Source organism: Streptomyces sp. Ncost-T10-10d, from assembly GCF_900091955.1.
Lineage (GTDB): Bacteria > Actinomycetota > Actinomycetes > Streptomycetales > Streptomycetaceae > Streptomyces.
Genome location: NZ_FMDF01000109.1, coordinates 1 through 20413, shown reverse-complemented (window position 1 = coordinate 20413; position 20413 = coordinate 1). Strand labels below are relative to the sequence as shown.

General features: G+C 69.3%; 16 protein-coding genes and 1 pseudogene. 11 read left to right on the top strand and 6 right to left on the bottom strand.

The genetic code is table 11. The annotated features are described in order from the left end of the window. Positions 1 to 252: 252 nt before the first annotated feature. The 3 genes from GA0115254_RS18055 to GA0115254_RS18045 all read right to left on the bottom strand — a co-directional run bounded on the left by GA0115254_RS18055 (position 253) and on the right by GA0115254_RS18045 (position 3831). A complete protein-coding gene (locus GA0115254_RS18055; protein ID WP_093896338.1) occupies positions 253 to 786 on the bottom strand; it encodes an Lrp/AsnC family transcriptional regulator in 534 nt (177 codons plus the stop codon). Positions 787 to 866: 80 nt separating this feature from the next. Next, the gene (locus GA0115254_RS18050) at positions 867 to 2282 is read right to left on the bottom strand and encodes an NAD(P)/FAD-dependent oxidoreductase (RefSeq protein ID WP_093896337.1); all 1416 of its coding nucleotides are present in this window, start codon (positions 2280 to 2282) and stop codon (positions 867 to 869) included. Between the two features lie 100 nt (positions 2283 to 2382). After that, the gene (locus tag GA0115254_RS18045) at positions 2383 to 3831 is read right to left on the bottom strand and encodes an aldehyde dehydrogenase family protein (RefSeq protein WP_093896336.1); all 1449 of its coding nucleotides are present in this window, start codon (positions 3829 to 3831) and stop codon (positions 2383 to 2385) included. 246 nt (positions 3832 to 4077) lie between these two features. On the opposite strand from GA0115254_RS18045, the gene GA0115254_RS18040 reads away from it, so the two are divergent. The 3 genes from GA0115254_RS18040 (at position 4078) to GA0115254_RS18030 (ending at position 7157) form a co-directional block, all read left to right on the top strand. Beyond that, complete coding sequence (locus tag GA0115254_RS18040) at positions 4078 to 5538, top strand: APC family permease (protein ID WP_093896335.1); 1461 nt, start codon at positions 4078 to 4080, stop codon at positions 5536 to 5538. A gap of 82 nt (positions 5539 to 5620) precedes the next feature. Continuing rightward, positions 5621 to 5854: a hypothetical protein gene (locus GA0115254_RS44525; RefSeq protein WP_093896334.1), complete on the top strand. Its 234-nt coding sequence runs from the start codon at positions 5621 to 5623 to the stop codon at positions 5852 to 5854. Between the two features lie 97 nt (positions 5855 to 5951). Beyond that, a complete protein-coding gene (locus GA0115254_RS18030) occupies positions 5952 to 7157 on the top strand; it encodes an FUSC family protein (RefSeq protein ID WP_093896333.1) in 1206 nt (401 codons plus the stop codon). Positions 7158 to 7177: 20 nt separating this feature from the next. On the opposite strand, the gene GA0115254_RS18025 is transcribed toward GA0115254_RS18030, so the two are convergent. After that, on the bottom strand, positions 7178 to 8305 hold the full coding sequence (locus GA0115254_RS18025) for a PP2C family protein-serine/threonine phosphatase (protein ID WP_093896332.1): 1128 nt from the start codon (positions 8303 to 8305) through the stop codon (positions 7178 to 7180). Positions 8306 to 8496: 191 nt separating this feature from the next. Here GA0115254_RS18025 and GA0115254_RS46155 point away from each other — a divergent pair, with 191 nt between their 5' ends. Continuing rightward, positions 8497 to 8625, top strand: coding sequence for a hypothetical protein (locus GA0115254_RS46155; protein WP_370740891.1), 129 nt, complete (start codon positions 8497 to 8499; stop codon positions 8623 to 8625). Between the two features lie 124 nt (positions 8626 to 8749). Here GA0115254_RS46155 and GA0115254_RS18020 read toward each other — a convergent pair whose 3' ends face one another. After that, positions 8750 to 10561, bottom strand: a complete 1812-nt coding sequence (locus tag GA0115254_RS18020) for a hypothetical protein (protein WP_093896331.1) — start codon at positions 10559 to 10561, stop codon at positions 8750 to 8752. A gap of 229 nt (positions 10562 to 10790) precedes the next feature. Between GA0115254_RS18020 and GA0115254_RS18015 the strand changes: the two genes are divergently transcribed. From GA0115254_RS18015 to GA0115254_RS17985, 7 genes are all read left to right on the top strand, one after another. Further along, positions 10791 to 12173, top strand: a complete 1383-nt coding sequence (locus tag GA0115254_RS18015) for an extracellular solute-binding protein (protein WP_176740173.1) — start codon at positions 10791 to 10793, stop codon at positions 12171 to 12173. Between the two features lie 57 nt (positions 12174 to 12230). Further along, positions 12231 to 13262, top strand: coding sequence for a carbohydrate ABC transporter permease (locus GA0115254_RS18010; RefSeq protein WP_093896329.1), 1032 nt, complete (start codon positions 12231 to 12233; stop codon positions 13260 to 13262). Continuing rightward, positions 13262 to 14188 carry a carbohydrate ABC transporter permease gene (locus GA0115254_RS18005; protein ID WP_093896328.1) on the top strand — a complete coding sequence of 309 codons (927 nt, stop codon included), beginning with the start codon at positions 13262 to 13264 and terminating at the stop codon, positions 14186 to 14188. The genes GA0115254_RS18010 and GA0115254_RS18005 overlap by 1 nt, the downstream gene beginning before the upstream one ends. A 222-nt stretch (positions 14189 to 14410) precedes the next feature. Beyond that, the gene (locus GA0115254_RS18000) at positions 14411 to 17155 is read left to right on the top strand and encodes a DOMON domain-containing protein (protein ID WP_093896327.1); all 2745 of its coding nucleotides are present in this window, start codon (positions 14411 to 14413) and stop codon (positions 17153 to 17155) included. Between the two features lie 85 nt (positions 17156 to 17240). Continuing rightward, the gene (locus tag GA0115254_RS17995) at positions 17241 to 18215 is read left to right on the top strand and encodes an acetylxylan esterase (protein WP_093896326.1); all 975 of its coding nucleotides are present in this window, start codon (positions 17241 to 17243) and stop codon (positions 18213 to 18215) included. A gap of 115 nt (positions 18216 to 18330) precedes the next feature. Then, positions 18331 to 19041 carry a hypothetical protein gene (locus GA0115254_RS17990; RefSeq protein ID WP_093896325.1) on the top strand — a complete coding sequence of 237 codons (711 nt, stop codon included), beginning with the start codon at positions 18331 to 18333 and terminating at the stop codon, positions 19039 to 19041. Further along, positions 19038 to 19667 (top strand): hypothetical protein, encoded by a 630-nt coding sequence (locus tag GA0115254_RS17985; RefSeq protein WP_093896324.1) that lies wholly within the window; start codon positions 19038 to 19040, stop codon positions 19665 to 19667. Before GA0115254_RS17990 ends, GA0115254_RS17985 begins: the two co-directional genes overlap by 4 nt. 12 nt (positions 19668 to 19679) lie before the next feature. Here the strand turns inward: GA0115254_RS17985 and GA0115254_RS44520 are convergent. Then, positions 19680 to 20413 (bottom strand): annotated as a pseudogene (locus GA0115254_RS44520) (serine/threonine protein kinase); the annotation flags it as partial.

The window sequence follows — 20413 nt, the reverse complement described above, 5'->3', positions numbered from 1 at the left end:
GGCGTCCGCGACTCCGTCTCCGCTCGCGTCCTTGCCCGCGACCACGGCCTGGCGCCCCGACCGCGCCGACGTGGACCCCACCGTGAAGCTGGGTGCCGTGCAGGTGGTGGAGGCGATCGGTGCGTGGCCCGCCGGGCAGGGCGGTGCCGCGGCGGCGAAGAGACGGGTGGTCGCGCTGGGGGCGGCGCCGTCGCCGGTGGACCGGGCGGGCCCGCTGCGGCCCGACGCGGACGAGGCCCCCCGCGATGCGGCTCAGACGCGCTGGTCGAGACCGGCGCTGAGCGGTGGCTGCGGGGCGTCGAGCAGCGAGGTGTCCACCTCGCCCACGCCCCAGCCGTACGCCAGCTTGTGCACTTCCAGCACGAAGAACGAGTCGGTCGAGACGACTCCGTCGATGTGATGCAGCCTGCGGTTCATCAGATCGGTGAAGTGATCGGTGTCCCGGCAGATCACTTCCGCCATCACGTCGTAGGTACCCGCGGTCATGATGACGTAGGAGGTCTCGGGCAAATCCCTCAGCCGTCGGCAGACCTCCTGGGCGCTGCCCGGTCTGACCCGGATGCCGACCATGGCGAACCGGTCGAAGCCGATGGTCAGCGGGTTGGCGATACCGACGATCTGGAGAGTGCCGTTCTCCTCCAGGCGCTGGACGCGGTATCGCACGGAGGAGGCAGGGATGTCCAGTTCCTCGGCGATCTGGCTGTACGGGCGGCGGCCGTCCGCTTGGAGTGCGGCGATGATCTGACGGTCGGTGTCGTCCAGGGGGCTGCCACCCAGCGTGCTCATGCTGTGCTCCGGCTCTCATGTACGGCCCACCACGGTGTGCGGGCCTGGGTCTTCGGTCGTACGGACCTATCCTGCCCGGCTCAGGAGTCGAAGCCGAGGCCGAGTCGGTCCAGGGTGCGCAGCCACAGGTTGCGGCGGCCGTGCGTGTCCTCACGGGCCATGGACCACCGGGTGGCCTCGACGCCCAGATAGCGGACCGGCTCCGGGGGGAAGGGCACCGGAGGGCGGCGGATCATGGCGGGCCGGAGCCGTTCCGTGCGCCGCCCCGAGAGCAGGTCGAGCATCACCTGGGCGCCGTAGCGGGTGGCGCCGACGCCGAGCCCGGTGAAGCCGAGGGCGTAGGAGATCCGGCCGTGCGCTGCGGTACCGGCGAACATGCAGAAGCGGGTCGTGGAGTCGATGACGCCGCCCCATGAGTGCGAGAAGCGGACGCCGGTGAGGGTGGGAAAGGCTTCGGCGAACTGGGCGGCGAGCGTGTCGAAGGTGGCGGGGCGCTGGGTGAGACGCTCCTCGACCCGGTTGCCGTAGTGGTAGATGGCGTCGTAACCGCCGAACAGGATGCGGTTGTCGTCGGTCTTGCGGAGGTAGTGGAACTGGTTGCCCGCGTCGGTGATTCCGTGCTCGCCGATCCAGCCGATGGCGGCGAGCTGCTCATGGCTCAGGGGTTCGGTGGTCAGCGCGTAGTCGTAGACCGGAATCATGGTGAGCGAGAGGCGCTTGAGCAGGGGCCGGTAGATGTTGGTGGCGAGGGCGACCTGCCGGGCGCCGACCGCGGCGTAGGGAGTGGTGAGGCGGACCCGGCCGGCATGACGGGTGGTCAGGGCGGTGACCTCGGTGTGCTCGGCGATGCGGACCCCGAGGTCGAGGCAGGCGGCGCGCAGGCCCCAGACGAGGCGGGCGGGGTCGAGGAGCGCGTAGTCGGGGGACCACAGCCCGGCTGTCCAGAGGGGGGAGTCGACGTAGCTCCGCAGTTCGTCACGGTCCAGCAGCCTGGTTTGTTCGCCGTGCCGGTGGGCGAGCGCATGCGCGCCCTTGAGGCCTTCGGCCTGCCAGGGGGTGGCGGCGGTGGTGACCTTGCCGCTGCGTGTGAACCCGCAGTCGATGCCGTGGGTGTCCAGGTCACGCCGGAAGGCGTCGAAGTTCTCCATGCCCAGGCGGTGCAGCAGCCGGGCCTCGGTGGGCCAGCGGTCGGCGCCGTTGGCGAGGCCGTGGGTGATGCTGGGGGAGCAGAAACCGCCGTTCCGGCCGCTGGCCGCATGGCCGCAGGTGTTCTGTTCGAGGACGAGGACGTCTCGTTCGGGGCGGGCGCGTTTGGCGAGCAGGGCGGTCCACAGCCCGGTGTAACCGCCGCCGACGACGGCGAGATCGCAGGTGGTGTCGGCGGTCAGCCGGGGCAGCGGTGTGGGGTGCTCGGGCCGGTCCAGCCAGTAGGGGGCGGCCTTCGTGTCGCGCAGTCGGTTGCGGTGGTCGGTGGGGCGCGGGGCTGCGGTGGTCATGGGCGGGTACCTCGATGCCGGCGTGGTGGGGCAGCGCGGGCCGGGGCCCCGACGCTGGTCGGGGCCCCGGTCGGCGGACGGTGGAGTGGGCGCGGGGCGGTCAGAGACTGATGACGCCGGTGCGGGTGTCGGTCATGTCCATGAGCGTCCACTTGCCGCCGATGCGGCCCCAGCCGGTGGAACGGCTGCCGGCGCCGCCGAAGGGCATGTTGATGTCCCACCAGTTGTTGCTCTCGTTCACGACGACCTGACCGACGGCCATTTCCTCGATGAAGCGGAAGGCGGAGGTCATGCTGCGGGTGAAGACGGCGCCCTGGAGGCCCAGTTTGTCGTCGTTGGCGATGCGCAACAGGTCGTCCTCGTCCTGCCCGGTGATGATCGGGACGACCGGGCCGAAGGACTCCTCGCGGGACAGCAGGCTGTCCTCGGGCACCCCGTCCACCACGGTGAACTCGTAGTAGAGGTCCGTGGGGTGTCCTGAAGCGCGCTTGCCGCCGAGCAGGATGCGCGCGCCGCGCTCGCGCGCGTCGGCCATGTGACGGTCCATCTTGGCCGCGACGCCCTCGTTGTTGAGGGGGCCGAGGACCGTCTTGGGGTCGAACGGGTCGCCGAGGGTGATGCGTTGGGCCTCGCGCAACACGGCCTCGACGAACTCGTCATGGATGTCGGCGTGCACGATGACGCGTTCGGTGGCGCAGCAGACCTGTCCGGCGCACGGGTAGGCGCCGTCGACGGCGGCCTTGGCCGCGGCCTCGACATCGGCGTCCGCGAGAACGACGAGCGGGCCGTTGCCCGAGCACTCCATGATGGAGCGCTTGAGGCCGGCGGCGGACTGGATCTTCGCCCCGGTCGCGGTGGAGCCGATGAAGCCGATCGCGTGGATGCCTTCGTGGCGTACCAGCGCATCGCCGGTGTCACCCTCGCCGGGCACGATGTTGACGAGGCCCTCGGGCAGTCCTGCGGCGACGAACGCCTCCATCGCCTTGAGAACGGTGAGCGGGGTGTTGGCCGGCGGCTTGACGACATGGGCGTTGCCGGTGGCGAGTCCGGGGGCGACGAACTCCGCGAGCATCAGCAGCGGGAAGTTCCACGGCGTGATGATGCCCCAAGTGCCCACCGGGCGCTGGAAGGTGAACATCCGCTTGGTGTTGTCGGTGGAGGGCAGCGTCTCGCCGTGCAGCCGTACGGCGTCCTCGGCGTGCAGGTGGAAGAGCTTGGCCGCCTCCTCGATGTCGGCGACGGACTCGGCGAGCGGCTTGCCCTGCTCCAGGGACTGGAGGCGGGCGAGTTCGTCCACGCGCTTGCCGAGTTCCGTACCGATGCGGTGACAGAGCTCGGCACGGGTCCACACATTGGTCGCGGCCCAGGCCGGCTGGGCCGCGTTCGCGGCACGCACAGCCGTGTCGACGTCGGCGGCCGCGGGCATCGGGAAGGTGCCCACGAGTTCGCCCGTCGCGGGGCTGATGACCTCGTGGGTGGTCCCGGAGGTGCCGTCGGTGTAGGCGCCGTTGATGAAGAGCTGGTGCCGGTCGGCGGTCGGGGTGGTCATGCGTCTGCCTCTCTGTCCTGTTCCTGACCGGGAACGGGCGCGGCGGCTCTGGGCCGCGCCGGCCCGGGTCGGGTGCGAAGCGATGACTGGAGACTCGCTGAGCCATCAGGAACTGTCAAGACTGCTGAATCAGCAAAACTCAAAGTCGATCATTGCTTGTTCGTGAGTATTGACAGGCGTTTTTCGCTTCACCTATAACCAGGCCCCAACGACACTCCTGTCTGTGCCCACCCTGAGGGGAACGCCATGTCATCCCAGCCAAAGACCCCAGCCCCACCCTCACCGGACCCTTCGGACTCCTCGGGAGCGGCGGGTGCGTCCGCCCCGGCACTGCCGAAGAAGATGAGCTGGTTCGACGGATTCGCCATGTCGCTGACCATGCCGGCGGCGCTCATCGCCTCGCTCGGCGCCTCCATCGGCGGCCTCGGCGCCTGGGGTGCGATCGCCCTGTGGGCGGCCTCGATGGTGCTGGCCACCGCGACCAACTGGATCTACACCGAGCTGGCCGCGATGTTCCCCGACTCCTCCGGCGGGATCGCGCACTACGCGACCGAGGGCTGGAAGAAGCGGGCGCCCGTGGTGGGCCCGATCGCGAGCATCGGCTACTGGTTCCCCTGGACGACGGCCCTCGCCGTCTACTCCGGGCTCATCGGCTCCTTCGTCCAGGCCCAGTGGTTCCCCGGCCAGGACTGGAGCGTGGAGTTCGGGCCGGTGAAGGTGGACTTCCCCATAGCGGTGGGCCTGCTCGTGATGCTGCTGCTGTTCGGCGCCGCAATGATCGGCCTCCATGTCGCCATGTGGGTCGTCTACGTCACCGGCGGTGCGCTGCTGGTGCCGCTCGCCGTCTTCATCGTCCTGCCGCTGTTCTCCGGTGACTGGAGCGCGCAGGGCCTGCACTGGAATCTGCACGGCGCCGCAGGGCTGCGCGAGGCGCTGGTGTGGCTGTACGTCATGGCGTGGACGTCATTCGGTGTGGAGGTGTGCGCGACCTTCGCCCCCGAGTACAAGGACACGGTGCGCGACACCACCCGGGCCCTGCGCGCGGGTGTGCTGTTCTCCCTCGGCGTCTTCATCCTGCTGCCGCTGACCCTGTCCGGGTACGTCGGCGAGAAGGCCATCGGCGAGGAACCCACCACCTTCTTCGTCGGCGCCTTCCAGGACCTGGTGGGCGGCGCCTCCGACCTCATGGTGGTCTTCCTCATCGCCTCACTGCTGCTCATCATGATCACCGGTCTCGCCGACGGCTCCCGGGTGCTGTACGAGATGGGCAAGGCGGGGCTCACGATCAAGCAGGTGGGGGTACTGAACAAGCGCGGAGTGCCGGCCCGGGCACTGCTGGTGGCCCTGGCGCTGAACGTCTTCGTGCTGACGGTGCTTCAGACCCCGCTGGCCATCATCGTCACCGGCAACCTGGGATACATCCTCACCCATGTGCTGGCGGTCTCCGGCTTCGCGCTGCTGCGCAAGGACCGTCCCGACGCCGCGCGGCCCATCCGGCTGCCCCGTTTCTTCGTGCCCCTGGCCTGGACGCTGGTCGGGTTCCTCACAGTGGTGCTGGTTGTGGGTGCGACCGGGTTCTCCATCACCGGATACGGCGGCTACACCGAACTGGGCGTGGCACTTGCCGTCCTGGTCGTGGCCGTACTGCTGTGGCTGTACCGGATCAAGGTGCAGGACCGGCGCGTCACCGACGACCGCCCGGCCTGACCCGGTCGGTGCACAAACTTCCGGCAAGCCGGCGGAAGCAGGCGGAAAGTGGGCCTGTGTCCCCCTCTTCGCCGACCAGCCCGTGAACGCCCGGCTGGTGGCAGAGGCGGGCGCGGGGACGGCCGTCACCCCGACCGTGGGCCCGGCGGACGAGTCGACGGTGCTCGGCCCCGACGATGTCTCCCGTATCCGGTCGGCTGTCGAACTGGTCCTCGAGGAGCCCTCGTACCGGGCGCGGGCCGAGTGCCTGTCCGACGAGATGCGAGCCACCGCCACGGGCAGGGAACTGATCGGCGCCCTCGAACCGCGCGCCTGAGCCACGGCATCCGCAGCTTCGCCCATCGGCACGTCCGTACGGTGGGGTTCGGTGCGTCGAGGCGCTGTGGCGGCGTACCGGTGGGCATGGGAAAGAGATGGCACGAGTATCCGAACCCGTGATCAAGCTCGTCCGGCGTACGACCGAGCCCGTCGGAGCGCAGACCCTGCGTTCCACCGCAGCCGCCGTCATCGCCTACGTCGTGGCGGTGTGGACCCTTCCGCATCCCGCACCGCTCACGGCACCGCTCACCGCGCTCCTCGTCGTACAGGTCACCCTCTACGCGACCCTCACCACGGGGATCCGCCGGGTGAACTCCGTCATCGTCGGGGTGCTCATCGCCAGTGCGTTCAGCTCCCTGGTGGGGCTCAACTGGTGGAGCCTCGGACTCACGATCTTCGCCTCGCTGATCATCGGACGGCTGGTGCGGGTCGATGAGTTCGTACCCGAGGTGGCGATCAGCGCGATGCTTGTACTGGGCGTCTCGCAGGTCGCCTCCACAGCCTGGGACCGCGTGCTGGAGACACTGATCGGTGCGGGCGTGGGACTGCTGTTCAACCTGCTCTTCGCGCCACCCGTGTGGGTGCAGTCCGCGGGTGCCTCCATCGACAGTCTGGCCCGCGCGATGGGACAGATGTTCCGCACGATGGGAGAGGACGTGAGCGGTCACATCCCGGTCCGGCGAGCGGCCGAACGCCTCCACCAGGCCCGCCGGCTGGACCATGACATCGTGGAGGTCGACGCCTCGCTGCGCCAGGCGGAGGAGGGCCTCACCCTCAACCCGCGCGTCCGGCAAGGGCTGCTCTACCGGGTCGTGCTGCGTACAGGTCTCGACACCCTGGAGATCTGCGCCGTGGTGCTGCGGGTGCTGTCACGCACCCTGACCGACCTGGCCAAGGCCCGCACCGAGGAGACGCTGTTCCCCGCCGACGTGGCCGAATCCCTGACGGAGCTGTTCGGACAGATGGCCGGTGCCATCGAAAGCTTCTCGGAGTTGATCACCACTCCGGTCGCGGAGAACGCCGAGGAGGCCGAGGACCGGCTCGCCCGCGCGCTCGCCGTCAGCCGTGCGACCAGGGACCGGGTGGCGAACCTGCTCCTCGAAGACGTGCAGGAACATCCCAGAGACTGGCAGTTGCATGGAGCCCTGCTCGCCGAGGTCGACCGGATTCTGGACGAACTCGACATCGACAAGCGCACGGAACGCCTGGGCAAGGAGCTCGACCGGCGCGCGACGCAACTCCACGAACACCACCCCTGGCTGCGCGCCGTATCGCGCCGACTGCGAGGCAGCCGGGCCTGAAACGATGCGGGCGGACGGCGTCACCCGGGGGCCGGAAGCCGTTCGATGGCGACGAGCGCCGCATCGTCGCCCAGGCAGCCGCCGACGTGGCGGACAAGGTCGGCGCACAGGGATTCCAGCAGGTAGTCCGGGCCCGGGCCGCACCACGATGCGGCCCGTTCCGGGAGCGGATAGAAGACCCCTGACCGGTCCCGGGACTCGATGACACCATCCGTGTACAGAAGCAGGGTGTCGCCGACGCCGAAGGTGAACGTCTCCGCCGTGTGTTCGGTGACCAGCAGGTGCGTCAGACCGAGCGGCGGGGCGGGCGCCCGTACGTTGAGCGGGATCGCCTCTCCCGCGCGCAGCAGGAGCGGCGGTGGATGACCACAGCTGACCAGGCGGAGCTCGGTGGAGGCATCGGGGATGTCGAGAACGGCCGCGGTGACGAAGGACTCCGCAAGGTCCCGGTCGTCGTCGACGCCTTCGTGAACGGTGTGGTTCTCGTCCGGTGAGATGCTCGCCTCCAGACGCGCCACCAGATCGGGCAGCTGCGACTCCTGGCGGGAAAGAGCGTGGAACGCACCCAGGACGCTGGCTGCTTCGCCGATCGCGGACAGTCCCTTACCGCGAACATCACCGATGATCAGGCGGGTTCCGTCGGTGGTGCGGGCGGCCGCGTACAGGTCGCCCCCGATCTGCGCCTCCGCCTCCGCGGCCAGATAGACCGAGGCGATGCGCAGGGGGCCACTGCGCCTGGGCAGCGGCCGCAGTACTACTCGCTGTGCCGCCTCGGCCACCGAACGGAGCTGGGACATCGCATGCTCGTTCCTTTCTCTCAGACGGGCGAAGAAGGTGACGAAGACAGAGATGAGAATGAGCGCGATGATCTGGTAGGTGTGATTGAGGTCGTTGATGCTGGTGCGCGCGATGGCCACCAGGGATTGGGTCAGCACGGCGACCGCACCGACGAAGGCGGTCATGCGCGGCCCGGTGAAAGAGGCAGCCACCGCAGGAGCCGCCACCAGGAACGGGCTGAGGTGCACATCCGGCGGCGCGATGACGTCAACGACCGTGACGACGGCGATCAGCGCGAACGGCATCGCCACGAGAGCGTTCCTGCGCCTTCGGGTCTTTCGGAACGACTGCAGGAACCGCTGGGAAGCCATGTTTCCGGGATACCTCACCCGGTCCGCCTCCGCTCCCCGTACGGCCGACCGGCACGGACCTGTCACTCCGTGTTGCGTATCGCTCACCCGGACGGTCGTTCGTTTTCACTCTCCTGCTTCGCGCGGCGCCGCCCCGGCCGGGCCTGGCAATGCCGAGCCCACCGACCGCTCGTCGACGAAGAGAGAAAAGCATGACCGTCCCAGCCTTCCCCGCCCCCCGCACGGCGGCTGCGGCGGCCGGGAAGACCATTCCGTCCTGGACGCTGGTGGCCATCCGGGACAAGGCCGTCGCCCCGGATCTCGAACGATTCGAGGCATGACGGCAGGTGTGGCCGGCCTGGAAGAGGAGTCGGCGCGCGGAGCGGCGTGGAGCGCGGTGATCTCGCCGGCTCCTGCCGAGGGAGCTCCGCACCGGCTCCGGGCCGAGGCGGAGCTCCCGGGTGTCTACGGCACCAGCCGGGTCTCCGACAGCCGGGGCGACGGCGGTGCCGCGCCGTCCACCGTTGCGGAGTGCAGCGCGGCGTGCTCCTCGCGGGACATGACCGACCGGCCGCCGCGCACTGTGATCCGGTGCCCCTGCGGGGTCGTCCAGCACACCTCGGCACAGTCGCCGACCACATCCACCTCGGGTTCGGGTGCGGGCTCCTCACCCTGCTCCGTTCCGGACCGTACGAGGGAGAGGGTCCCCGCCGCGAATGTGTCGCCCGACGCCGCCCAGTCCAGCTCGACCGGGGTCGCGCTCTCGAAGAGGACGACTTCGATACGTACCCCGTCAGCGAGCGGGACCAGCCGGGCCGTCGGCTTGCAGCCGCCGAAACTCCCCCCGGCCAGGCTGAAGCCCAGCCTCGCGGTCCCCAGGTCGAGGTCGACACCGCCGTCGATCACGGACGTCTCCGTCACGGGCGGCGCACCGATCACGTCCACCACCAGACGCAGTGACCGCGCCCGGAACCGGTCACCGGGCTCGATCATGTCGAGGTGGTGGTGCCGGTCGCCCGCCGGGCAGGCGAAACCCGTCAGCCAGGCCACATGCGGGCCGCTCTGCACCGTGGAGAGCACACCGGACGCGAAGTCGAAGTCCTCCGCCCCGTCGTCCTTCATCAGATGGACGTGCAGATGCCCGGGGGAGCCGTCGGGGCGCACCCAGTGGCCGAACAATGGGCGCCGCTGCAGCCAGGTGTCCTGGTGGTTCACGCTGCCCAGTGTGGTGACCGCGTCCAGCCAAGTGGTTCCCGTTTCCGGGGAAGGGCTCTCGGTGAAGAGCTCCCGTTGCTCACGTTCAGCTTCCAGTGCCAGCAGCCGAGGCAGGGCCCAGTCGGGCATGCGGTAGTCCACGCAGGCGTGTACACCGATCGACATCTCTCCCCGGACAGGGCCGATCTCCGGGGTGCCCAGCACACCCCGTACCGCCTTCACCAGGAACGGCGGCACGCCCAGATCGTTGCTGTAACAGCGGGCCATGGGGCCGGAGAGCTGACGGGTCGGCGGATGCCAGCGGGCCAGGAAGTGCAGCCAGAGCCGGTCGTGCAGCCGGTCGTTGAGGTCCAGTACCTCCTCGTCCCGGATGTGTTCCCTGATCAGGGTCAGTGTCTGGAGCACGACACCCCAGTAGGCCGGGCTGTTGAACTCGGTGAAACTGCCGGTGCTGTCGATCGCCTCGCAGAGCCGCACCATGCGGTCCTTGCCGTAAGCGAACAGCGCCTCGTCGTCGAGGAGTTTCCCGGCGGCGAGCGTGACGAACGTTCCCATCACGGCGACGTTGGTGTACGTCATGTGGACATTGCGGCGGACGATCGACGCCGCCGCGTGCCGTACCGACTCCCGGAGTTCGCGCAGCACCGCACGTGGCAGACGGTCGCCGTGCCGGGCGTGCACCAGCAGCAGGTGGATACCGAGAAAGTCCGCCCAGTTCCAGTCGGCCGGATCCATCCTCGCCGCCGGCTCCTCGGCGTAATAGCCCCAGATGCCGTAGGTGGCGCTCTCCGTGGAGCGGTCCTGGAGCTCCGCGATCCGCAGGATCACGGAGTGGGCGCGCTCGCGGTCGCCTTCACCGTCTCGTTCCAGCAGGAGCAGCGCGTACTGCAGGGAGTTGCGGGTGGGGTGCGCAGGGCCGCCCTTGATATGGGTGTGGATGGGGTTGTACGGGGCTTCGACCTGCAACAGGTTCGCCTCGGAGTCCCAGCAGCGGTCGCCCTCGGACAGGGCCGCTCGCAACAGGGCGCGGTCGTACTCGGCGGCCGACCAGGCAGGGTGCACGGGATGTCCTCCAGCTCGCGACCGTCGGACCGACGATCTCCGGCAACGCTTGGGAAACGTTTTCCAGAGGCTAGGCCGATGCCGGCGCTCCGGCAAGGGGCATGCGGTGAGACCCCGGTCAGGAGTCCAACCCGAACCCATTGACGCGGTGATATCGGGCAGTGCAAGGTGACCCCGGCTGGAAAACGCTTTCCAGCTGGTTCCGGTCTGCCCCTGAATGGAGTCCCCGATGAGACCCTCCCTGCGTATCGTCCTGACGGGCGTCACCGCAGGTGCGCTCGTCTGCGTGCTTGCCTCGTGTTCCGGTTCCGGCAGTGACACCGCCGGCGACGGTCCGGTGACCATCACCGTTTCCGGGCGCCCGCCGGCCACCGACGCGGCCTCGCTCAAGACCTTCGACGCGCGGGTGGCGGAGTTCGAGAAGGCCAACCCCGAGATCAAGATCAAGGCGAACGAGTACCAGTACGACCAGCAGAGCTTCCAGACCAAGGTCGGCGGCGGCAGCCTGGAGACGGTCGTCCGGGTGCCGCTCACCGAGATGTCGGGCCTGATCAAGCGCAAGCAGATCGCCGACCTCACCGCCGATTTCAAGGGCCTCAAGCACAGCGAGGACTTCAACGAGGTCGCGCTCGGCGCCGCGAAGGGCCTGGACGGCAAGATCTACGGCATACCCACGGAGGAGTACGCACTCGGCCTGGTCTACAACCGGGACCTGTTCGAGAAGGCCGGACTCGACCCCGACCGGCCGCCGGCCACCTGGCCCGAGGTCCGTGCGGCGGCCAAGGCGATCTCCGAGAAGACCGACGCCACCGGCTACGCCCAGATGACCAAGGAGAACACCGGCGGCTGGATGCTCACCGCCATGACGTACTCCTTCGGCGACACCATGCAGGAGCAGTCCGGCGGCAAGTGGGCCAACACCTTCGACCGTTCCGGCAGCGGCGCCGAGAAGTCCCTGAAGGCGCTGAAGGAGATGCGCTGGACGGACGAGTCGATGGGCAGGAACCAACTGCGCAACATCACCGACGTCGAGAAGGACTTCTCCGCCGGGAAGATCGGCATGACGATCGCCGGACCGAGCATGGTCAACCACTACATCCAGCAGTACAAGGGAGACCCGGACACCATCGGGCTCGGCGCCATGCCTACCGACGGCAGCAGCAAGCGGACCCTGGCCGGCGGCACCATCGCGGTGATCAGCCCCGGGGCCACCCCGCAACAGCGTGAGGCAGCAGCGAAGTTCATCGACTTCTACTACCTCTCCACCAAGTACGACGTCGCGCTCGGCGCGAAGGACGCGACGGCCAAGAAGAAGGACGGCGCCGTCATCGGCGTGCCCAGCGTCCCGTTCTACAAGCCGGCCATCGCCGACCCGGTCCAGGCCGCGGTCGACGAGCAGGCCAATGTGCCGGTCGAGCACTTCGCCCCGTACAGCAAGGCACTCGGCGAATACGAGCTGGTCATCGAGCCGCCCGTCGAGGCACAGAACGTCTACAAGGCTCTCGACAGCGCCGTCCAGGCCGTACTGACACGCGAGGACGCCGACCCGGCCGAGCAACTGAAGAAGGCCGCCTCACAGGTCAAGTCCCAGGTGGAACGGGCCCAGAACTAGGGCGTGTCCGGCAGATCAGGCACTGAGCACAGCACAAGGAGAGGCGAGGAGACGTCCATGAGCAGGTCACACGCGCCTGTGGCGCCCGCCGGGAACCGCACCGAGAAGAACCGGACACAAGAACACCGTTCCGCCGACCCCTCCGCGCCCCGGATGCGGACATCGGACGGGCCGCCGCACACCGCCTCCCCGCGTCGCGGCGGCCCGGCGCAACGCGTCGTCCGCTGGGTCGGGCAAGGAGGTGTCACCACCATCCTGTTCGGCCTGCCCATGGTGCTGTGCTTCTCCTACTTCTCCTGGTGGCCGATCGTCCAGAGTGTGCGGCTCAGCTTCGAGCAGACCAATCTGATCAGCCCCGGCACCTGGGTGGGACTGGAGAATTTCCGGCATGTGCTGGAGGACCCGCTGCTGTGGACGGCCGTCAAGAACACCGCACTGTTCGCGGCGCTCTCCCTGGCGATCGGCTTCCCGGTGCCGCTCTTCCTCGCGGTACTCATCGCCGAACTGCGGCGCGGCAGCACGCTGTTCCGTATCCTCGCCTACCTTCCGGTGGCCATTCCCCCGGTGGTCTCCGTCCTGCTCTGGAAATGGTTCTACGACCCCGACGCCGGCCTGTTCAACCAGCTGCTGGCCCATGCGGGCCTCGGCCCGTACCCCTGGCTCCAGTCCACCGACACCGCGATGCTGTCGATCGTCCTGGAAGCCACCTGGGCCGGCTTCGGCTCCACCGTGATCATCTATCTGGCGGCGCTCGGCTCCGTACCGACCGAACTGTACGAGGCAGCCGAGATCGACGCCGCGGGCATCTGGCGCCGGGTCTGGCACATCACCCTGCCATCGCTGCGCGGGGTCATCCTGATCATGCTGCTGCTCCAGATCATCGGCACCCTTCAGGCCTTCACCGAACCCTTCGTGATGACGGACGGCGGCCCGGAGGACTCCACCGTCACTGTCCTGATGCTGATCTACAACTACGCCTTCCAGAACGGCGACTACGGAGCCGCGACCGCGCTCAGCGTGCTGCTGGCCCTCGTGCTCGGCGTGCTCTCGGCGACCTATCTGCGGGCGACGAAGAGCTGGAGCAACTGATGGCTGTACAGATGCCCCTTCGCACCCGTCGCAGGAACCGCCCCGAGGAGAGCGGACGCGGACTCATCTCCACCGCCGACCGCCGGCGGACCTCCGTGCGCGTCTCGCTCCGTTCCGTCCAAGGACTCTCGCTCCTGCTGCTGCTCGCCTTCGGCGCCGCACCCCTCTACTGGACCTTCAAGGGCGCCGTCTCACCGACCCAGGAGCTGCTGCGCGACCCGCTGGCACTCTGGCCCGACCACGCGCAGTGGGACAACCTCTCCCGCGCCTGGAACGAACTCCAGGTCGGACAGTACCTCTGGAACACCGTGGTCCTGGTCACGGGCTCGGTCGTCGCCCATCTCGTCGTCACCACCACCGGCGGCTACGTCCTGTCCGTACTGCGCCCCAAGTGGGCGGCGCCCGTACGGTGGATGGTGCTCGCCACCCTCTTCATCCCCGGCTCCATCTCCCTGGTGGCGCTCTACCTCACCGTGCTCGATCTGCCTGGCCTGGGCATCTCGCTCGCCAACAGCCCCTGGGGCGTATGGCTGCCGCACGCCGCGAGCGCCTTCACCGTACTGATCGTGATGAAGTTCTTCGACGGCATCCCGCGCGAACTCTTCGAGGCCGCAAAGGTCGACGGCGCCGGCCCGTTCATCATCTTCCGCCGGATCGTGCTGCCCATGTCGCGGCCGATCCTCGCGGTGGTGACCCTGCTGACGGTCATGAACTCCTGGAAGGACTTCCTCTGGCCGCTGATCGTCATCCCGGACACCGAGAAGCAGCCCATCTCCGCCGCACTGCCGCGCCTCGCGGAAACGGCGGAACAGTCGCTGCTCATCGCCGGGATGCTGCTCGCCATCCTGCCCCCGGTCGTGCTGTTCCTGATCTTCCAGCGGCAGATCGTACGAGGCGGGGGAGGCTTCACCGGCCTCAAGGGATGAGAACCACCCGGGCACACGCGCGGACCCGGTCCGCGTCGGCCGACGGCGGCAGCGGTGCGCGCCGACGGCACACGGACCGGTGTGCTCCGCCGGGGTACAGCCGACGGAGCACACCACCACCCGGGACCACCCAAGGACGCACCGCGCCGATCCGATCGAGAGGACGCCTCGATGGAACAGAACGGCACGATCCGGCCAGGTCCCCTGGCACCGGCCAGAGTAATGGGCCGCTCCGGACGGCCCGCCGCGTGGGGCAGCGCTGCCGCACTGCTCGGCTGCCTGCTGGTGGCAGCACCCCTGCCCGGCACGGCCCCGGCCGCCCACGCGGCCGGCACCCTCACCGTCACCTCGCCCGACCTGGTCTTCGTCAAGGGGCAGGCGAAGATCACCCTGACCTCCGACGAGGCCTCGGTGGCCTGGAAGGCCATCGACGACCAGGGCCTGACTGTCGCGTCGGGCACCGCACCGGTCTCGTGCGGAACGGCCACCGTCGACGTCACCGAGCTCGGCAGCGGCTACTACACGCTCACGGCGACCGCGGGCGCCACCACCCGTACCGCCAACTTCGGCGTACTGACCGCGCCGGCCGGTCACGAGCAGAAGGACACTCGCTTCGGTACCGGAATCCACTACGGGTGGAACGACGGCGACGACCAGAAGCTGCTGCGCTCGGTCAAGCTCATGGGCATGCACGGGATACGCTCCGACATCAACTGGAGCGCCATCGAGAAGACTCCCGGCGAGTACACCTGGAGCAACTACTCCACCGACCAGCACATCCCGTACGCCAAGACGCAGGGGCTGACCGCCCTGCCCATCTCCGGCTACCGGAACGCCCATTACGACAGCAACCGGACACCGGCATCCGACGCGGCGCTGGAGGCCTACGGCAAGTACACCGCCGCCGTCGTGGAGAAGTACCAGCAGTCCACGAAGGAGGTCGAGATCTACAACGAGTACAACTCGACCGGCTTCAACAACGGCGCCTGCGGCATCACCGCCGACTGTTACCTCAAGCTGCTCAAGGCGAGCTTCGGCAAGGTGCATGCCAAGGTCCCGGACGCCACCGTCGTCGGCGGCGGCCTGGCCGGCCTCCAGACCGACTGGCTGAAGCGGCTGTACACGATCGGCGGCCTGGACTACATGGACGCGCTCAGCGTCCACGAGTACGGCTATCCGAGGCCGCCCGAGGAAGCCCTCGCGAAGCTGCCGCAGGTGCGCGCCGATCTGGACGCGGCAGGAGGCAAGGACTTCCCGCTGTGGATGACGGAGAACGGCTACCCCACCCACAACGATGGCGTCACCCCCGCGCTGCAGGCCGCCTATGTGCCGCGCGCCCAGATCTTCTCGTTCGCCTCGGGCGTCAACCGCTACTACTGGTACGACCTCACCGACGACGGCACCGACATCAACAACAAGGAACACAACTTCGGTGCGTTCAAGCGGCCCACCGCGGACGTCAAGGCCTGGCAGCCCAAGCCGTCCGTGGTCACCGAAGGCGTCCTGATCCGCCAGATCGCCGGCCGCGCCTACGCCGGCCGTGACGACGCCGGCTCCGACGCCGTCCGGTCCTACCGCTTCGGCACCGGCACCGACACCGTTCGGGCGCTGTACACGACGGCCACGACACCGGGCACCGTGGAGCTCTCGGCCACCGGCCCGGTCACCGTCACCGACCAGCTGGGCCACGCGAAGACGTACACCCCGGTCGGCGGCAGGGTGCAGCTCGGCATCGACGGGAAGGTGCTGTATGTCAAGGGCGCGGTGAACGGCGTCAAGTCCGTCACCGCCCCGGCCTTCTCCCTCGAACTCCCCAAGCGCACCAACACGGAGGAACCCGTCACCGCGGTGCTCGAGGTCGACCGCACCAAGGGGCACCCTCCGGTACCGCGGCACGTCCAGTTCCGCATCGCCGGGGAGACGTACCGCGTGACGTCGAAGCCCGGCCAGGTCACCCGCAGGACCATCGAACTGCCCACGTCCGCACTGACCGGGACGCGCTCGGTCAGCGGCACGGTCGGATTCGGACCGGTCGGCCTCGGCCGTATCACCACCGACACCGAGGTGGTGCCACCGACCGAGGTCACCTTCGACCCGGTGGTGAAGAAGGCGGCCCCCTTCGCCGCCGCGCTGAAGGTCACCGTCACCAACAACCGCACCCGCTCCGAGCTCGACCTCACCGAGCTGGAATGGCAGGTGAACTCGGGCACCACCTATCTGGACCGGGGCACCATCGACGGGCCGATCAAGGTCGGCACCGAGGCCCGCACCTCGTTCACCGTGGACGCGCGCAACATCAAGCCGTGGAACCGCTACTGGACGGCCGCCTACATCAGTACCCCGGACGGCACCAGGACCCCCGTGGGCACCTGGAACGGCTGGGGCGCCGTCCAGCCCGCCGGTACGAGCACCACCACACCCATCGACGTGGCCGCCCAGGGCTCCCTGCACTACACCGGCGGCTACAACGGCGCGTCCGACCTCTCCGGTACCTTGCGGCCCCAGTACACCGAGGCCGGGCTCGTGCTCAAGGGCGAGATCACCGACAACGTCCTGGCCCAGCCCGCCACGACCGCCGAGAACATGTGGCAGGGTGACAGCGTCCAGTTCGCCGTCACACCCCAACTGCCCGGCCGCAGTCGACAGTACGTCGAGGTCGGCGCCTCGCTCGTCGGCGGCAGGCCGCAGGTCTACACGTGGCGGCCGCCGTCCGGCCAGTCCGCCGGCCCGACCCCGGGTGCCGCCGCGCAGATCACCCGTGACGGCACCACCACCCACTACACGGTGACGGTGCCGTGGGCCTCGCTCGGCCTCGTCGGCAAGCCGACCGAATCCATCGGACTCGGCGTCGTGGTCAACGACATCGACAACGACGGCCGGGCGCGCGGCTGGTCCGAATGGGGCGCGGCCATCGCCAACAACTCCAAGAGCGCCACCGGCCTGCGGGCCGTCCAACTGACCGACTGACCCATCCGATGAACGGGCGGGGCCGGGTGAACCTGACAGCACCCGGCCCCGCCGCTCCGTGCAACACCGTGAGGAGACCCGAACCATGGCCCTGTTCGACCTGCCGCTCCACGAACTGCGCGACTACCGGCCGCGGATCGACGAGCCGGACGACTTCGACGCCTTCTGGTCGAAGACCCTGGCCGAGACCCGCGCCCATGACCCCGCGGTCTCCTTCGAACCCGTCGAGAGCGGGCTGACCGGACTGCGCACCTGGGACACCACGTTCGCCGGCTTCGGCGGCCACCCGGTCAAGGGCTGGTTCAGCGCCCCCGTGCACGCCGAGGGCCCGCTCCCGCTCATCGTCCAGTTCCACGGCTACAACGGCGGCCGCAGCCTCCCGCACTGCTGGGGCATGTGGCCGCTGGCCGGCTTCGCCCACTTCGTCATGGACGTACGAGGCCAGGGCAGCGGCGGGAACGTCGGAGACACCCCCGACCCGGTCGGCTCCGGCCCCTCCCACGCCGGCTTCATGACCCGCGGCATCGAGGACCCGGAGAGCTACTACTACCGCCGGGTCTACGCCGATGCCGTACGCGCCGTGGAAGCGGCCCGCTCCCATCCGCTCGCCGACCCCGCACGCACGGTCGCACTCGGCGGCAGCCAGGGCGGCGGCATCACCCTCGCGGTCGGCGGACTCGTCCCGGACCTGGCGGCCGTCGCCGCCGATGTGCCGTTCCTCTGCCACTTCGGACGGGCCGTCACCCTCACCGACGCCGATCCGTACTCGGAGATAGCCCGCTATCTCAAGATGCACCGCGGCAAGGAGGAGACCGTCCTGCGCACCCTGTCGTACTTCGACGGGGTGTCGTTCGCCGCCCGGGGCAGCGCCCCCGCGCTCTTCTCCGTCGCCCTGATGGACCAGACCTGCCCGCCGTCCACGGTTTTCGCCGCCCACAACGCATACCGCGGCCAGAAGGAGATCGAGGTCTACCCGTTCAACGGGCACGAGGGCGGAGCCATGTTCCAGGAGGCCGCCCAACTCCGCTGGGTACCGAAGACGCTGGAAAGGGCCGACTGAGCCGAGCTGCGGTCCGGCCGAGTGCTGCGGATCACGGACAGCGTGTGGACAGCACGTATATGGTCCGTCGGGGCACGTCATAGCCCCCGGGACGTGGCAAGGACGAGGGCGGACAGTGCGGCAGAAAGCCTATGCGCAGGCGATGCGTGTCATCGCCTGCGCGCTGATGGTGTGGCAGGTCTGGATGATGTGGCACATCGCCAGTTACGAGGCATCGACGGTGCAGTGGAGCTGCGACGGGACCGGCGGCTGCGCCAGCGACCAGTTCGCGGCCGTGGCCCCGTTCGCCGGAGTGCTGTGCGCCGCCGCCCTCGGTCTGCTCTCCGCCCGGTTCCTGCACCGCGCGACGCCCGGCGCGGTGATCGCACTGTCCGCGGTTGCCTGCGCCGCCGGCTGGTACGACGCGGTGGCGGACGGCCGGGTCCTGTACGGCACTGTCACCGACTTCCACATCTTCTTCCCGGTCGGACGGTTCTCCGTCTCCGACTGGCTCACCTTCCTGTGGTCCGCCGCAGGCATGGGCTGCCTCGCCGCCTGGTGGGGCGCGGCGATGAGCCTGCGGCGCACCGCGGGACTGCGCAGGCTGTCCCGCCGCTACACCACGGCCGATGCTGTGCTGGAGGGCTGGCGGTCGGCGGGCCGCAAGTACGGTGAGGTCACCGTGGTGTTCGAGGACAAGGCCGGGGTGCGTCACGAGGTCCCGGCTGTCGTGGAACGCAGCGCGCTGCGACGAGACGTCCTTGCCGTGTACGACGCCGACCACCCCGGCGACCCCGCTCTGACCCGGGTCGCGGTTCCCCACCGAAAGCTGCTGCGCCTCTCATGAACCGATCGACATCGTCCCTGCGCAGGCTCTTCTCCTCGCTCAGGCCGGTGGCCGCCCTCTGGACCGGACTCTCCTTCGCCGCGCTGGCCCAGGGCGCCATGGACGGCCCCCGCTGGCTGCTGCTGACCGGCATCCCCGCGACGGCCCTGGTCCTGACGATTTTCGGTGATGTGGCCGAGCCGATGCGGACGAACATCGCGACGTCGAGGCTGCGCTCCGGCGGGCCGCGGGCCTTCGCGCCCGCCGTGGTCAACGGGGCGAAGACCGTCGACAAGAAGACCGGCCGACCGGTCCTCGACGGGCGGTCGGTGGAGTCCGTGTTCGCCTTCGACCTGACCGTGATGCCCGGCGAGCTCCCCGCGTACCGGGTCCAGGTCGTTCACCCCCTCGACCTGCAGGGCCTGCTGCACCGGTCCAGGGCCGTCGTCGAGTACGACCCCGAGCAGCCCTGGCGGGTCGTCATCCCCGACAACCCGCCGCGCGAATGGCTGGCCCGCGCGAACAGCGTTTCCCCGCCGGCCGAGGTCAAGGAGCGTGTCGGCGGGTTCCCGGCCGGTTTCCGGACGCTGGTGACGGGCGTGGCCCTCGCGGCCGTGCTGCTCGTGCTGGTGCGGCTGCTCGGCTGACCCGCGCCCGGTTCAGCCGTTGCGCGGATACTGCTTGAGTACCTTGCCGTCGATGTCGGCCCGCAGATAGGCGCCGCCGTACTCGTCCGAGACATAGACGCTGAGCGTCGGCCGGTAGTCGTCGAACGGCGACGCCGGATCGATGTCCACGTAGTGGCTGGTGGGTTCGGTGACGCCGAGCTCCTTGTCCGCCCGGCGTATCAGCCCCGGGAGTGCGTCCCAGTCGAACTTCTCCAGGTCCACGGACTTGGCACCCGGCATGAGCGTGCCACCCGCCCGTTCGCGGGTGGCCTCGCCGTCCCGGTACGCGTAGACGTCGTACAGGCCCTTCCTGTTCCTGACCGGGGCCTCGACGCGTGCGTGTTCCTCGTACAGCGAGAACGAGGTGACCCGGCTGCCGCCCATCACCGGCTTGAGCGCGGCGATGACGGAGCGTGCCCCGGCCGGTGTCAGCAGATCCCTGGTCTTCGCCTCATTCGCCGTCTTCGCTTCCTTCGCCTTCTTCGTCCCGGTGGCCGACGGGCTGCTGGAGCCGCGGTCCGAAACGGACGGCGTGCTGCCGGAAGCGTTCTGGTCCGGGGCGGGCAGCAGCGACCACACCAGGACACCGGTCAGGGCGGTCCCCGCGAGGGCGGTGGCTGTCGCGACGGCGCGGCCCCGCCGGACCCGGCGGCGGATCTCGTGCGTCCCCAGCGTCGCGGGCCCCGGACGCGCGGGCGTGGCGAGGGCGTGGCCACCGGCCCCGG

What these genes read in the sequence shown, in the direction of transcription:
- GA0115254_RS18000 (WP_093896327.1), top strand. Translation starts at nt 14,411, where the DNA reads ATGGGCCGCTCCGGACGGCCCGCCGCGTGGGGCAGCGCTGCCGCACTG.
- GA0115254_RS18055 (WP_093896338.1), bottom strand. Translation starts at nt 786, where the DNA reads ATGAGCACGCTGGGTGGCAGCCCCCTGGACGACACCGACCGTCAGATC.
- GA0115254_RS18045 (WP_093896336.1), bottom strand. Translation starts at nt 3,831, where the DNA reads ATGACCACCCCGACCGCCGACCGGCACCAGCTCTTCATCAACGGCGCC.
- GA0115254_RS18005 (WP_093896328.1), top strand. Translation starts at nt 13,262, where the DNA reads ATGGCTGTACAGATGCCCCTTCGCACCCGTCGCAGGAACCGCCCCGAG.
- GA0115254_RS17985 (WP_093896324.1), top strand. Translation starts at nt 19,038, where the DNA reads ATGAACCGATCGACATCGTCCCTGCGCAGGCTCTTCTCCTCGCTCAGG.
- GA0115254_RS18050 (WP_093896337.1), bottom strand. Translation starts at nt 2,282, where the DNA reads ATGACCACCGCAGCCCCGCGCCCCACCGACCACCGCAACCGACTGCGC.
- GA0115254_RS17995 (WP_093896326.1), top strand. Translation starts at nt 17,241, where the DNA reads ATGGCCCTGTTCGACCTGCCGCTCCACGAACTGCGCGACTACCGGCCG.
- GA0115254_RS18040 (WP_093896335.1), top strand. Translation starts at nt 4,078, where the DNA reads ATGTCATCCCAGCCAAAGACCCCAGCCCCACCCTCACCGGACCCTTCG.
- GA0115254_RS18015 (WP_176740173.1), top strand. Translation starts at nt 10,791, where the DNA reads ATGAGACCCTCCCTGCGTATCGTCCTGACGGGCGTCACCGCAGGTGCG.
- GA0115254_RS18010 (WP_093896329.1), top strand. Translation starts at nt 12,231, where the DNA reads ATGAGCAGGTCACACGCGCCTGTGGCGCCCGCCGGGAACCGCACCGAG.
- GA0115254_RS18030 (WP_093896333.1), top strand. Translation starts at nt 5,952, where the DNA reads ATGGCACGAGTATCCGAACCCGTGATCAAGCTCGTCCGGCGTACGACC.
- GA0115254_RS18025 (WP_093896332.1), bottom strand. Translation starts at nt 8,305, where the DNA reads ATGGCTTCCCAGCGGTTCCTGCAGTCGTTCCGAAAGACCCGAAGGCGC.
- GA0115254_RS46155 (WP_370740891.1), top strand. Translation starts at nt 8,497, where the DNA reads ATGACCGTCCCAGCCTTCCCCGCCCCCCGCACGGCGGCTGCGGCGGCC.